General features: G+C 62.9%; 17 protein-coding genes. 13 read left to right on the top strand and 4 right to left on the bottom strand.

Annotation, left to right across the window (positions count from 1 at the left end):
* Positions 1–240 precede the first annotated feature (240 nt).
* The 7 genes from BLR34_RS02295 (at position 241) to BLR34_RS02265 (ending at position 4049) form a co-directional block, all read left to right on the top strand.
* Positions 241–960 (top strand): GNAT family N-acetyltransferase, encoded by a 720-nt coding sequence (locus BLR34_RS02295; protein WP_092699019.1) that lies wholly within the window; start codon positions 241–243, stop codon positions 958–960.
* A gap of 187 nt (positions 961–1147) precedes the next feature.
* Positions 1148–1522, top strand: coding sequence for a hypothetical protein (locus BLR34_RS02290; protein ID WP_092699017.1), 375 nt, complete (start codon positions 1148–1150; stop codon positions 1520–1522).
* A 163-nt stretch (positions 1523–1685) separates the two neighbouring features.
* Positions 1686–2099 carry a hypothetical protein gene (locus BLR34_RS02285; protein ID WP_092699015.1) on the top strand — a complete coding sequence of 138 codons (414 nt, stop codon included), beginning with the start codon at positions 1686–1688 and terminating at the stop codon, positions 2097–2099.
* 69 nt (positions 2100–2168) lie between these two features.
* On the top strand, positions 2169–2552 hold the full coding sequence (locus BLR34_RS02280; RefSeq protein ID WP_092699013.1) for a prefoldin subunit beta: 384 nt from the start codon (positions 2169–2171) through the stop codon (positions 2550–2552).
* A 9-nt stretch (positions 2553–2561) separates the two neighbouring features.
* Positions 2562–2822, top strand: coding sequence for a DUF3194 domain-containing protein (locus tag BLR34_RS02275; RefSeq protein WP_092699011.1), 261 nt, complete (start codon positions 2562–2564; stop codon positions 2820–2822).
* A 49-nt stretch (positions 2823–2871) separates the two neighbouring features.
* Positions 2872–3375 (top strand): bifunctional nuclease family protein, encoded by a 504-nt coding sequence (locus BLR34_RS02270; RefSeq protein WP_092699009.1) that lies wholly within the window; start codon positions 2872–2874, stop codon positions 3373–3375.
* The gene (locus BLR34_RS02265; protein WP_092699007.1) at positions 3372–4049 is read left to right on the top strand and encodes an HAD family hydrolase; all 678 of its coding nucleotides are present in this window, start codon (positions 3372–3374) and stop codon (positions 4047–4049) included. Before BLR34_RS02270 ends, BLR34_RS02265 begins: the two co-directional genes overlap by 4 nt.
* Positions 4050–4063: 14 nt before the next feature.
* Here BLR34_RS02265 and BLR34_RS02260 read toward each other — a convergent pair whose 3' ends face one another.
* Positions 4064–4498 (bottom strand): DUF192 domain-containing protein, encoded by a 435-nt coding sequence (locus BLR34_RS02260; RefSeq protein ID WP_092699005.1) that lies wholly within the window; start codon positions 4496–4498, stop codon positions 4064–4066.
* A 91-nt stretch (positions 4499–4589) separates the two neighbouring features.
* Between BLR34_RS02260 and thiD the strand changes: the two genes are divergently transcribed.
* Complete coding sequence (gene thiD, locus BLR34_RS02255; RefSeq protein WP_092699003.1) at positions 4590–5954, top strand: bifunctional hydroxymethylpyrimidine kinase/phosphomethylpyrimidine kinase; 1365 nt, start codon at positions 4590–4592, stop codon at positions 5952–5954.
* Positions 5955–5965: 11 nt separating this feature from the next.
* Here thiD and BLR34_RS02250 read toward each other — a convergent pair whose 3' ends face one another.
* Positions 5966–7006, bottom strand: coding sequence for a phytoene/squalene synthase family protein (locus BLR34_RS02250; RefSeq protein ID WP_092699001.1), 1041 nt, complete (start codon positions 7004–7006; stop codon positions 5966–5968).
* Between the two features lie 54 nt (positions 7007–7060).
* Positions 7061–7714 carry a helix-turn-helix domain-containing protein gene (locus tag BLR34_RS02245; RefSeq protein ID WP_092698999.1) on the bottom strand — a complete coding sequence of 218 codons (654 nt, stop codon included), beginning with the start codon at positions 7712–7714 and terminating at the stop codon, positions 7061–7063.
* Between the two features lie 124 nt (positions 7715–7838).
* Between BLR34_RS02245 and BLR34_RS02240 the strand changes: the two genes are divergently transcribed.
* On the top strand, positions 7839–8603 hold the full coding sequence (locus tag BLR34_RS02240) for a Nif3-like dinuclear metal center hexameric protein (RefSeq protein ID WP_092698997.1): 765 nt from the start codon (positions 7839–7841) through the stop codon (positions 8601–8603).
* A 9-nt stretch (positions 8604–8612) separates the two neighbouring features.
* On the opposite strand, the gene BLR34_RS02235 is transcribed toward BLR34_RS02240, so the two are convergent.
* On the bottom strand, positions 8613–9032 hold the full coding sequence (locus tag BLR34_RS02235; RefSeq protein WP_092698995.1) for a universal stress protein: 420 nt from the start codon (positions 9030–9032) through the stop codon (positions 8613–8615).
* Between the two features lie 100 nt (positions 9033–9132).
* Here BLR34_RS02235 and BLR34_RS02230 point away from each other — a divergent pair, with 100 nt between their 5' ends.
* The 4 genes from BLR34_RS02230 (at position 9133) to glyA (ending at position 13592) form a co-directional block, all read left to right on the top strand.
* On the top strand, positions 9133–9555 hold the full coding sequence (locus BLR34_RS02230) for a universal stress protein (RefSeq protein ID WP_092698993.1): 423 nt from the start codon (positions 9133–9135) through the stop codon (positions 9553–9555).
* A gap of 4 nt (positions 9556–9559) precedes the next feature.
* The gene (locus BLR34_RS02225) at positions 9560–10102 is read left to right on the top strand and encodes a SprT-like domain-containing protein (protein WP_092698991.1); all 543 of its coding nucleotides are present in this window, start codon (positions 9560–9562) and stop codon (positions 10100–10102) included.
* Positions 10103–10334: 232 nt separating this feature from the next.
* Positions 10335–12281, top strand: a complete 1947-nt coding sequence (locus BLR34_RS02220) for an ATP-binding protein (RefSeq protein ID WP_092698989.1) — start codon at positions 10335–10337, stop codon at positions 12279–12281.
* A gap of 63 nt (positions 12282–12344) precedes the next feature.
* On the top strand, positions 12345–13592 hold the full coding sequence (gene glyA / locus BLR34_RS02215) for a serine hydroxymethyltransferase (RefSeq protein ID WP_092698987.1): 1248 nt from the start codon (positions 12345–12347) through the stop codon (positions 13590–13592).
* The last annotated feature ends 184 nt before the right edge of the window (positions 13593–13776 follow it).

Raw genomic sequence — 13776 nt, 5'->3', positions numbered from 1 at the left:
GAAAATCGAAGATTTTCGGTTGTGGTTCGAGACACGTAGCGTCTCGTCATCACGAAAGACGTACGTCTTTCGAACGACAGCAAGACCTCCGGTCTTGCCATGCCCCTGTTCGGTCCTCGGGTCCGACTTGCGGCGGAACACTCGTCCATCACGGGACGGGCGGGACTCTCTCGTTGTTACAGGTAGTCAGTGCTGACAGGGCGCCACAGCGCTTATACAGCAATCGACCAAACAGTACGTATGCAGGTAAGAGATGCGGTATCACACGACAGCCCGGCACTCAGAGATGTGGCCCGGCGGTCGCTCGAAGCCTCGTACCCGCTGGACCAGCATACCATAGCGGCAGCGGTCGACGAGTGGTACGCCGAGGAGCGCCTCGCCGAGCGCCTCGCCCACGACGAGCAGTTGTTGCTCGTCGTCGAGGAAGACGGTCAGGTAGTCGGCTTCGCAGACGCCGAGCAAACCGGTGACTCCACCGCCGAACTCTACTGGCTCCACGTCGACCCCAGCTTCCGGGCCGAGTCCTACGGCGAACGGCTCTTCACGGGTGTCCAAGAGCGTTTCACAGAGCGTGGCGTTCCGAATCTCCTCGGGCGCGTGCTCGCCGTCAACGACTCTGGCGGAGCGTTCTACGAGCGCCACGGGATGGAACAAGTCGGCCAAGAGCCCGTCGACATCGACGGAACGGAGTACGCCCAGGAGATTTACGCAGCCGCCGAAGGTGAGACCAGAGCCGTCGATGTCGACGGCGACACCTTCTACATCGACCACACCGCGACCGAGCGCGGCTCGCTCGGACAGTTCCATCTCGTCTACGCAGAGGAAGACGGCAACCACTACGGCTACTGGTGTGCAAACTGCGAATCACTGGCAAACGCGATGGACGCGATGGGACGTATCCAGTGTGACGGCTGTGGTAACAGCCGCAAGCCGACCCGGTGGGACGCCGCCTATCTGTAGCGTATCAGATGCTGGTTGCAACTCGCCGGCACCATCGCGTACACATGGGAGCTAAGCAGTGGCTATTTGACTGACAGACCCCTGCATAGCTCGGAGACCCGTGTTCGCCGGGAACCGGCGGACGATGCAAAACAGGATTAGAAAAAAGATAGTGGAGATTAAACGACTACACCACATCAGAGCAGATATGACCGTCACAACAACTGGCGACGGGTGGAGCGTCGAGTTGGTAGACGACGTACTAGTTTGGGAGTTTCTTCCCGGGATGGAGCTGTCGTCGTTCAAGACAGACGCGTATCCAGTCTTCGAGGAACTGCTCGAAGCACACGATATCAAGGCGATGGTGACAGTCGTCCGGCTTGATGACCCATTCACCGGCGAAGTGTTCGATATCTGGGAGCAGTCGGCCCGACGTGCAGAGGAGGCCGGTATAGCACGGTGGGCCGTCGTCGCAGACGGCATCAAGGCCATTTCCCTCCGGGGCAAGATTGACACCGGCGACCTGACGACGCTGACGACAGAGGAGCGAACCGAAGCCGAAGAGTGGGCACACGAGGCGTGAGTAGTCCCAACCGGAGACAATCGAGGGAACGTCCAGCACCGCACAGCGAGGCGACAAGCTGAAACAACCGCATACGCCTGTCGGTGTGACGTGCCGTCGTCGGTAGGTATTTCGACGGCCCTAGTACGTGCTCTGGAAGGTACGGTGTATTTATCGTGACGTCATGTCCGATGGAGACGGTGGCGGACTGGAGCGACAGTCTGTCGACGCTGTTGAGTCGACTGTCGAAAGTATCGAAAAAATGCCTCTGGTTGGCGGCGTGTTCGCGGTTATCGGCTACCTGCTTGCCGGGAGTGTACTCTTTTTTGAACTAACGGAGTTTCATCCACTGCTTGAGGACTTTTTCAGTACGCACACCGAGCACAGCTTGGCTGGTGGCGGCCCCGAGCGCGGGGCGGACACGCTGAACAGTGACCTCGCCGAGTTACACAGTTGGCCGTCGACGCTGTTGTGGCTCAAACTGGTCGGTGTCGCACACATCCTGTTCGGCATCTTCGTCTCGCTTGCGGCCATCGTTCGCGCTCTCGCCTTGATGTCACACCGTCTCTCCTACGAGATGGAGCGAAGCCAGAGCTGATGGGGACACGGGAGCCCGCGTGGAAGCAAGATGCGCAACTTTAACAGTCCGGGTCCCGACCTTCTGGATATGCAAGGAAATCTTCCCCCGGAAGCACAGGAGAAACTCGAAGAGCTACAGGACCTGCAGGAGACGGCACAGCAGGTCGCCAGTCAGAAACAGCAGGCCGAAACCGAGCTCACCGAGTCCAAGACAGCGCTCGAAGAGCTCGAAAACGTCGAAGGCGAGACGACGATGTACCGGAACGTCGGCGAACTCCTCGTCGAGACGGACTACGAGGAAGCGAAAGACGACCTCGAAGAGAAAGTCGATAGCCTGGAAGTCCGCGTCGAGACGCTGGGCAAGCAGGAAGAGCGTGTCCAAGACCAGTTCGAGGAGCTGCAGGAAGAGCTCCAGCAGATGCTCGGTGGCGGCGCTGGCGGCGGCCCGATGGGCGGCGCTGGCGGCGCATAACTCTCGGCTATGAGCGACGACGGTGTCACTGGAGACGCCCCTGACGACGAGACGGTCGTCCAGACGGCAGCAGACGCCGCGGAGGATGTCATATTCTCACGGTACGACCGCTCGGCAGTCTCGGATTTAGACATTACAGTCACCTTCGAGGACGAGATGCTCGAAGTCGACATCTATCTCGATGCCGAGGAGGGACGGACCGACGCCGAGCAGGTGACAGAGGACGCGGCGTTGGCGGCCCGTAGCGCCGTCGACGACCTCTTGTTGTAACGGGACACCCAGCGGACACGTTTTTGCCCTTCGGCCACGAAGCCAGCACATGGAACACGAGGCAACAGTGGAGGGCGTTGGGGTCGGTGTCGGTGACGAGGGTCACAGCCTCCCAGTGGTGATACTGGAGGCAAGAGACCGTCTTGTTCCGATATTCATCAGCGGCGACCAGGCCCAGTCGATGCAGCTCGCGATGGAAGGCGAACCCTTCGAGCGGCCGCTGACACACGACCTGTTCGTCGAGATGGTCGCCGAGTTCGGTGCGGCAATCGACCGCGTTCGCATCGACGACCTCGCCGACGGCACCTTCTATGCGAAAATCGATATGGAACAGTACCACGGCGGCGAACGGAAGCAGGCCGTCTTCGACGCACGACCCTCCGACGGTATCGCGCTCGCCCTGCGAGTGGACTGCCCGCTCATCATCACCGACGAGGTAATCGACGAGGCTGGCAAGCCACCCGAGGCCTTCGACTCCGAGGAAACGTTGGACGACCCGAGCGAGGAAGACGACGACCCGTTCGGCGGTGCCGGTGACGACCCCTTCAGATGACTGCCTACGACTCACTGATTCTCGACTACGACGGCGTACTGGTCACGGTCCTCGACAGCAGCGCCCGCACGGAAGCCTGCTGGCGAGCTGTCGACACGGTCGAGCCATCCGGGCTTGCGCCGGACCGTGACGTGGTGACGACACTCGCCAGCAGCGTCCCGCCGGAGACGGTTCGAGAGCTGAGCGACGAACTCGGCGTCTCGGCGGAGACGCTGTGGCGCTTTCGAGACGATATGCTCGCGACAGTCCTGACAGATGCAGCCGTCGAGGGGCGAAAGCGTCCGTATCCGGACATCGATTCCCTCGCTGCACTCTCGGAGGTCCCGCTTGCCATCGCGAGCAACAACCAACGCCGCGTCGTCGAGCGAATCCTCGACGAGTACGACTTCGGCGACGCCTTCGAGACAGTCCACGCCAGGGAGCCTCGTCTCGGGAGCCTATCGCTGAAAAAGCCTGAGCCGACGTTTCTGGAGCGGGCACGCGAGGATATCGACGCAACGAACCCGCTGTATGTAGGCGACAAGGAGAAAGATGTCGTGGCCGCCCGACGCGCCGGCATGGACGTTGCGTTCATGCGGCGAGACCACAACCAGAACCGGTCACTGGAGACAGCACCGACCTACGACGTGGCCGGTCTCGACGAGGTTGTCCCGCTGGTCGCACAATCCGCCTGACTGCCGGTGCGCAGTCACTCCGCTCCGAGTGACACGCCGTCGGCGTCTTCGACGACGACCCTGTCGCCGACAGAGACGCCGTCGGCGTTCCCTGCGGGGAGTTCGAGAATCCGGTCTGCACGCGCCATCCCGATACCGCGCCAGGGCTGTAGCTGCGAGACCTGCACCACTTCACTGTCGTCAAGCCAAATAACGTCGAGTGGCATCCGGACGAACAGCATATGCACGAGTTGACGGGGCGGCCCGTCAGTGAACGGAGAGAGCGTATCACCGCCGACCTCCATCACGAGCGCGAACTCGTCGGGGAGCGTCGAGCGGAACATGAGGCCACGCCCCGTCGAGAGCAGCGAGTCGGCGACGGTGACATTCGTAGCGAGGACCCGCCGGTTCGTGTCTCCATCCTCGCCGAGTGTCTCGTCTTGTTCGTGGACGACGCGCAGGTCTGCCATATCCAGTTTTCACGACGCCGAGTCAAAAGTCTATTTCCCTCGCGCTTGCCGTATCACCACCAATTTATACTACCAACGAATATCAGACGACATGGCCAGAGTTCGTAACCCAGTAGAACCGCCTGTCGTCCTCACGGTTGCAGGCAGTGACTCGGGCGGTGGTGCGGGAATCCAGGCCGATATCAAGACAATCGAGGCCTGTGGCGGCTTCGCGACGAGCGCCGTCACGAGCGTCACAGCCCAGCACACGCGGAGTGTCGAGAGCACACACGTCCTCCCGTCTGGAGAGGTAACGTCTCAGTGTGTGGCCGTTCGCGATGACTTTGCGGTCGGCGCAGTCAAGACCGGCATGCTCGCGACCGCTGACATCATCGAGTGTGTGACCGAACAGCTACACGAGGTGGACGCGCCGGTCGTCGTCGACCCGGTGATGGTCGCTGCTTCGGGAGACCGACTGCTCGACCCCGACGCGGAGTCGGCATACGAGTCGTTGATTGCCGAGTCTGCAGTGGTCACCCCAAACGCCGACGAGGCCGAAGTGTTGACCGATATCGCCGTGACAGACACCGAGGGCGCAGTCGAGGCCGGGCACGACCTCGTGGAGATGGGAGCCGACGCCGCCCTGCTCAAGGGCGGCCACGTCTCCGGAGAGCCCGTCGTCGACGTGCTGGTCACAGACGGAGGTGTCGAGCGCATCAGCCACCCACGTGTCGAGACGGCGGCGACACACGGCTCGGGCTGTACGCTGTCGGCGGCAATCGCGACACACCTCGCGCGGGGACGCGACCGGTCGACTGCAGTCCGCGAGAGTATCGACTTGCTCGAACGCGCGGTCAGATACGGCCTCGATGTCGGCCAGGGGCCGGGCGCGGTCCACCACAGCGTCGAACGCCGAAACGAGGCCGCGAGAGAACCGACCGCGGAGGCAGTCACAGCCGCGGTCGGGGACCTCGTCGAGATGGACCTCGCTCGTCTCGTTCCCGAAGTCGGGATGAACGTCGTCGGTGCGACGCCATACGCGGAGTCTCCGCGAGAGTGTGCGGCCGTCGAGGGTCGGCTCACCCCACGACTCGACGGTGTCAAAGCAAACGGCGGGGTCCGGTTCGGGGCGTCGAGTCACGTGGCGCGGTTCCTCGTCGCTGCCCGCGAGTACGAGCCGGAGTACCGTTTTGCGGTCAACTGTCGGTTCGGCGACGCGGTCGAGTCGGCACTGGGAGACCTGGAGTGGCCGGTCGGGAGTTACAACAGAAGCGAACAGCCCGAACAGGTCGAGTCCGTCGAAGGGAGCACGATGCAGTGGGGGGCGCGACAGGCGTTCGAGGGTCGAGAGCCAGCGCCGGTCGCGGTGTACGACCCGGGCGCGGTCGGGAAAGAGCCGATGCTGAAGCTGCTGGCAGCCGATACCGACCGATTGGTCGAGCGAGTGCAGACACTGCGCGGACAGCTCTCGGCGTAAGTCACGGCCTCTCAGCGGCCGAACGCGCTCTGTTCGATTTCGGCCTGTAACGCCTCAAGAGACGGAACCTCCTCGCCGGCGAACGTTTCGACGAGCGCGTGGACCTCCGACCGCGAAACCTTGACGTCACCCTCCAGCATGACATCTTCCGGGCGAGCACGCAGTTCGCGCATCGTCGCGACGGCAAGCAGGTAGGGAATCGCCCAGGCGCCTAAGACGTTCCCGCGGCTATCGGGCATCGTTTCGAGCCAGGTACGGGCGTCCTCGGTGTATCCCTCTGCCCGAGTGACCAGCGCCTCGACGACTGGGACGAAGGCCTCGTGTTGTCCATGGTCTGCCATATCGTCTGGGTGGAGTCCGTGTCGCTCGAGCAGTTCGTCCGGGACGTAGACGTTGTTTTCTTCCTCGTAGTCGGCGGCAACGTCTTTTGCCACGTTGACCAGTTGCAAGAGCAAGCCAAAAGAGGGGGCAACGTCGTACAGTCGCTCACGGGTCCGCTCGGGGGCGTCCCGCGCGACCAGCCCGGTAACGAGGTGGCCGACAGTTCCAGCGACGTACCAGCAGTACTCTTCCAGTTCCTCGAGCGTCTGGATGCGAAGCCCTCCCTCCGTGGCATAGCGCTCGATGAACAGCCCCATCCCGTCGATCATCTCGGTCACCGCTGGGGCAATCTCTGCCTGTGAACTCTCGGGGAGTGCGGCGAAGGTCTGGAGGAGGCGGGGCGTCTCGGCCACGACGCGCCAGTCGGCCGACGGGGTGTCGGGCTTCCACCGCTCGACGCCCTCCATGAACCGGTCGAGGCTGTCGGCGTCACCCGTTTCGAAGGCGGTCCGATACTGGTCGAGCAGGCGCACCTGCTCGGCCGGCGGAATCGCGTCGCTGTCCTCGACCGTGTCCGCGACGCGACAGAGCAGATAGCCGACACAGATTTCGCGCGCCAGCGGTTCGTCGAGTTCGGTGATAGTGAGCGCAAACGTCCGGGACACGTCTCCCACTATTTCGTAACACCAGTCGAAGTCGGGGTCGGCTGGCGTCGAAGCGTGGTCGGTCACTGGTAGTACGCTAGGTGGAATCTGGTAAAAAGTGCTGGGGAGTCGGCGAGGGAGTTACTCCCCGAAGCCGAGCTCGTCGAGAATCTTCGACTGGGCAGCGTTGAGGTGTTCGGTGAACGTCGACGGCTGGATGCCGAGTTCGTCGGCGACCTCGCCCGCGTTTGCACCGCGCGGATACTCGAAATAGCCCATCTCTGTCGCCGTCGCCAGGACTTCGCGCTGTCGGTCAGTCAGTCGGCGAACGTCGACCGGAGCGATGTCGCCGTCCTCGTCGTCGGTCCGGCCGCTAACGAGATGTTCGATGCGAACGTCACCAAACCGGTCCTGAAACGCCCGGATGTTCTCCCGCAGGGCCGTGATATCTTGTGCGTGTATCGTTACGTGCAGATCGCCGTCGGCCGCGTAGGTGTCGCTCACTGGCCCGACGGTCTCCTCGACGAACTCACAGACGCAGGGACGACTCGGGTCGCGGTCGAACTCGTAGACTGTCCGTGGGCCGTAATCGAACACTTCTGAGAACTCCGTGTCGTCGGCCGCGGTCGACATCTCCGGCTCGCTCGTCGGTGCGGTGAACTGTTCGGTCACAGCCTCTTCGTTGCCGGCACCCCATTCGATTTCTTCGATAGGCTCCTCGACCGCTGCGGACGCACTCGCCACCGGGCAGGTCTCTGGCGTCGCAAAGACCAGTTCTGCTCGAATCCCGCTCATATCATGACTGTGGGATTTCACCGACAAATAGCGGCTGCCGATTCCCAATCTGTGGGAACAGTGCACACGGAGACCGGCGGCCCGGACAGGAACACATACCACCGTCCGTACCCAACAGCGGCGTATGCACTGTCAGGACCTCGTCGACAGACTCGACGACGAACTCCGGACCGACGACTACGCCGACCTGGACGCCAGTGCTAACGGTCTTCAGGTCGGCCCCGCAGACCACGAGGTGACGACGGCCGCCTTCGCGGTTGACGCCGCTGTGGAGACAATCGAGCGCGCGGCCAACGTCGGTGCAGACCTGCTCGTGACCCACCACGGGCTCTCTTGGGGTGGCATCGAGCGCATCACTGGTCGGGAGTACGAGCGCATCTCCCGCCTCGTCGACCACGACATCGCGCTCTACACCTCCCACCTCCCGCTGGACGGTCACCAAGACCTCGGCAACGCCGCAGGCGTCGCGGACCTGCTGGGACTGGAAGAGAGAGTTCCCTTCGGGTCACTTGGGCCGGAGTACATCGGACAGCGTGGCCAGACGCCCGAGCCCCGACCGATTGCAGCGATTCGCGAGACGCTACAGACGCTCGATACGGGCGGCCAGGACGTACAGCTCCTCGATTTTGGCCCCGAGACGGTTCGAGACGTGGCCGTCGTCACCGGCAGCGGCGTCGACTGGCTCGACGAAGCCCTCGACTGCGGCGCAGACGTGCTCGTCACCGGCGAGGGGAAACAGCAGGTCTACCACGACGCCCGCGAGGCGGGGATACACGTCGTGCTCGCGGGTCACTACGCCACCGAGACCTTCGGCGTCCGGTCGCTGGCGACGCTCGTCGGTGAGTGGGGGCCAGAGACGACGCTCATCTCGTGTCCGACTGGGCTGTGAGCCGGCGCGTCACCGGACCACGGTGACGGGAACCGGGGACTGGCGGACGACCTTCTCGGCGACGTTACCGACGAACAGCCGGTCTGCCAGTGAACCGCCGTGTGTGCCGATGACGACCGCGTCGAACTCCTCGGCGGCAGCGAGAATCTGTCCGACTGGATGCCCCACCGCGACCTCTGTGGTCACCGTTCTGTCGTACTCGTCAGCCATATCGTCTGCGGCGGCTGCGACCTCTGCGCCGAGTTCCTCTGCCTCGGCCCGGATGTCCTCGGCCAGTGCGAGCCGCGTCGCCTCGGCCATCATCCCGGAGGGTTCGCCGACGACGTGGTACGCGGTAATCTCGGCTTCGGGATGGACCTCGAGTGCGTACCTGAGTGCGCGCAGTGCCATCTCCGAGTCGTCTATCGGAACGAGAACGCGTTCTATCATGGTGTATGTTCTCGGGTATCAAAAATAAGCCCGTCGGTGGGAAGGGGCAGCGCGCGAGAACGGTCGTGAATATTATGCCGTGGCTGGGTCAACATCCGATATGGCCACCAACGACATGCTCGAACACGTCCTCGTCCCGGTCGCGACCGAAGCCGACGCCACAGAGACCGCCCGCGCGCTCAGGGAGTACTCCCCGGCGCAGGTCACCGTCACTCACGTCGTCGAGAAAGGCGGCGGCGTCCCGGACAAGACGCCGGTCGAGCAGTCAGAAGCCGTCGCCGCGGACGCCTACGACGCCGTCCGGGAGTGGTTCCCGGACGCCGAGGAACACACGACCTACGAGACAGATGTCGTTCGCGGTATCTTTGCGGCTGCGAGGGAAGTCGAGGCCACGGCAATTGCCTTCCAGCCGCGGGGGGGCAACCGACTGGCCAAGTTCCTCGCGGGCGACCTCACTCAGAAGCTCGTGACGAACGCACCGCTGCCGGTGCTGGTCTTGCCACAAGAAGGGGGTCGCTACTGACCGGATGGCTACCGTCTCCGACAAGAGTCTGCCAGACCCGGCCGCCTACAGCGTCAGCCGGCCCTGTACACACGAGGAGTTTCTCGCTGCCGCCAAAGTGTACGCACGGGCGGTCGTCCGCGCAACCGCCCTCTCTGTCACCGTGAGCGACCTCTCGTGGACGGTCAGCACGCGAGCGAAGCGCCGCGCGGGGGCGGTCCGACACCGGAACGGAGAGCCCGAATCGGTGTCCCTCGCCTGGCGGCAGTTCGAGCACGGCGGATGGAGCGCCACCGCCTCGACAGTCCGCCACGAACTGATTCACGTTCACCTGCTCAACGAGAACAACGACCCGGGCCACGGTCCGGCTTTTCGCCAACTGGCCGAGACACTCGAAACGACAGTTCACTGCCAGCGGTTTACCGACCCCGAGTGGTGGGTCCACTGCGAGGACTGTGAGACACGACTCGCCAGATACCGCCGCTCGAAACTCGTCGCAAATCCGGCAGCCTACCAGTGTGGAAACTGTGGCGGTGACCTCCGTGTCGACCCCGGGGACCCCTCGTGAGTCTGTTGCCACAGACGCCTGCTACCACGACACATGCCTCGATTGAGCGGTGTACACAACGAGTCTGTCCTATAGAGATACCCGAAATAACATAACAGTAGTAATATACTTCTGAAACCAACCGCTGCAGGGGTTCGAACGATTATAATTTCTATTCGATTATATAAATCACAAAAGTTATACAATTGTGCTGTGAGGCAACTAGAAACACAACCGCTGTCGCTAGACGAAAATGAGCGTGATAAACGACTCTCGGCGCTTTCGTACCCTGGTCGAACAGCTTGCGCTCCCCGTTTTTGTTGTCGACATGACCGGGACAGTGACCTACGTGAGCCCGGAGTTGACCGAGCGTGTCACCCCCGGGGGGACAGACTCGGAGTCGCTCGTTGGCGAGGCGGTGACACAGTTCGTCGCCGAGGACGACGCCGAGAAGCTCGTCGGTACAGAGATACCGGAGACGGTTTCCGTCCAGTTCGAGCGCCGGGACGGTCCAAACCCGAAGTACGACCTCCTCAGAGTCGACGGAGAGGTGCTCGGCTGTCCGCCCCCCGACGCTGTCGAAAACGGCGCGGTCGCTCGCGCCCTCGAAGAGCTACACGAGGCGACACGCGAGCTACACCGGGTAGAGACGACAGGCGAGGCACTCGATATCGTCATCGAATCCGCCGTCGGCGTGCTCGGGTTCGACCGGTGTCTGCTCTGTGAGACGGGCGAATCGGCGTTCCGGGTCCGGGCCGCGTCGGCAGACTGCCCGTACGACCCCGACGAGACGACACTCCCACTGGAGGCGGAGCCGATGAGAGGAGTCTATCGCTCCGGCGAGCCAGCTGTCACGGGTGACACAACACAGCAGGCGGTTGGCCATCCGGTCGTCCAGTCAACGGTCACCATACCCGTCGGGACGTGGGGCGTGTTCCAGGCACAGTCGACGGCCGCCGAGGCGTTCGACGGCCAGGACAGACGGCTCGCCGAACTGCTCGTCGGCTCACTCGCAGCCGCGATAGAGCGCCTGCGCCGCGAGGCACAGCTTCGTGAGAGTACCGAGGCCAAGGAACGCCAGCGCCGCCAGATTGAGGCATTACACACCGTGGCGACAGAGATGAAATCCTGCGAGAGTCGCACGGAGGTCTACGAGAGGACTGTCGAGGCCGTCGAGGAGATTCTCTCGTTCGATATCTGTACTATCGACGAGGCTGTGGGTGACACGCTGGTCCCGAAAGCCGTCGGCTCCGATATGTCTCTCGACGACTACTACGAGGAGACCCCCATCGACAAAGAGGACAATCTCGGGAGCCTCACGTATCGCCGGGGTGAGAGTTTCGTCGTTGACGACCTCCACGCGGCCGGGTATGTGCCCGCCCAGTCACGCTACCGGTCTGCGCTCAGTCTCCCGCTCGGTGACTGGGGCGTGTTTCAGATTGTTGCCGAAGATGTCGGTGCCTTCGACGAGACGGCCTGTCGGCTGGCCGAACTGCTCGCCGAACACACCGTCGCCGCTATCGACCGTATCGACCGAGAGACAGAGCTCAGACAGCGAGCCCGCGAACTCGAACAACAAAACGCCAGACTCGACGAGTTCGCGTCTATCCTGTCTCACGACCTCCGAAACCCGCTGAACGTCGCGTCGTTGCGAACGGAACACGCAATCGAAACCGGCGAGACCGAGACCCTAGAGCCGGCCCGGGAGGCACTGGACAGGATGGAAACAATCGTTGAGGACATGCTGACGCTCGCTCGTCAGGGCTCGGCGGTCGACGACCCGCGACCGGTTAGCCTGACACATCTCGTCGACCGCTGCTGGAGTCAGGTGCCGACCGAAGGTGCAGTGGTGCGGGTCACGACCGACATGACCGTCGAAGCCGACAGTGACCGCCTGTGTCACCTCTTCGAGAACCTGTTTCGAAACGCTGTCGAACACACTCCGGGAGAGGTTACCGTCGAGGTCGGTGAACTGAGCGAGCGAGCGGGGTTTTACGTCGAAGACGACGGGCCCGGTATCGACGAGGGACACAGGAACAAAGTGTTCGAGCGGGGATATACTGCCACCGAGGGCGGGACCGGACTGGGGCTCGCTATCGTGAAAGACGTCGCTGACGCTCACGGCTGGAGTATCGCGGTCCGCGCGGCCGAAACCGGCGGTGCGCGCTTCGAGGTGACTGGCGTCGACATCCCTGAGTGACCGGTCGCGGCGAACGACGACGGGACAGGTAGATTCATTGCCCTGACCCTCGGACGTGAAGACATGAGCTACGAGACGGTGCGCGAGACGGACGAGGCCGTCGCCGACGCCCTCGAAGCCGAGCGAGACCGGCAAAACGACACGCTGGCGATGATTGCGAGTGAAAACCACGTCAGCGAAGCAGTGCTCGAAGCACAGAGCTCTGAACTGACGAACAAGTACGCCGAGGGCTACCCTGGCGGCAGATACTACGGCGGGTGTGAACACGCCGACGAGATAGAGAACCTCGCCATCGAGCGGGCAAAAGAGCTGTGGGGTGCCGACCACGTCAACGTCCAGCCCCATTCGGGGACGCAAGCGAACATGGGCGTCTATCTGGCGATGCTCGAACCCGGCGACAAGATTCTCTCCCTGGAGTTGAACCACGGCGGTCACCTCTCGCACGGTCACCCGGCAAATTTCACGGGGCAGACCTACGAGGTCGAACAGTATCAGGTCGACGAGGAGACCGGATACATCGACTACGACGGACTCGAAGCGGCTGCCGAGGAGTTCGACCCAGACATCATCGTCTCGGGCTACTCCGCCTACCCCAGAGACGTCGAGTGGGAGCGTATCCAGGCCGCCGCCGACGCCGCCGACGCCTACCACCTCGCCGATATCGCACACATCACTGGACTGGTCGCGGCTGGCGTCCACTCCTCGCCTGTCGGCGTCGCAGACTTCGTGACCGGCAGCACCCACAAGACCGTCCGCGCGGGCCGTGGGGGTATCATCATGTGCGACGAAGAGTACGCAGACGACATCGACTCGTCGGTGTTCCCGGGCGCACAGGGCGGCCCGCTGATGCACAACATCGCAGGCAAGGCCGTCGGCTTCGGCGAAGCCCTCCAGCCCGAGTTCGAGGAGTACGCCCAGCAGGTCGTCGACAACGCGACGGCACTGGGCGACCGCCTCGAAGAACACGGATTCTCGCTGGTCTCGGGTGGAACAGACAACCACCTCGTGTTGGTCGACCTGCGTGACTCACACCCGGACACCACCGGCAAAGCGGCCGAGGAAGCGCTCGAAGAGGTCGGTATCGTCCTCAACGCCAACACCGTCCCCGGCGAAACGCGCTCGGCGTTTGACCCCTCGGGAATCCGAATCGGAACACCGGCGCTCACGACGCGTGGCTTCGACGAGGACGCAATCACGGAAGTCGCAGACCTCATCGCCCGCGTGGTCGACGAACCGGACGACGAGACGGTCAAAGACGACGTGAGCGAGCGCGTCGATGAACTCACAGACGAGTTCTCGCTGTACGAGTAGCTGTAACTGAACGTCTCTCGACGCAGCGTGTGAAAGTTGGGACAGTACGGAGAGAGAAATATCCGTCCCCCTGAAGGGTGGTCGTGCCTCTGACAGTCGGGGTACGACAGGCGTATCCGAACTCCTGTCGCCACTTCTGTATTAGTGCAAGATGTACATACAAATGATTGCTAATATACAAGAG

Source organism: Halovenus aranensis (assembly GCF_900100385.1).
GTDB lineage: Archaea > Halobacteriota > Halobacteria > Halobacteriales > Haloarculaceae > Halovenus > Halovenus aranensis.
This window is presented reverse-complemented; position numbering and strand designations above follow the sequence as displayed.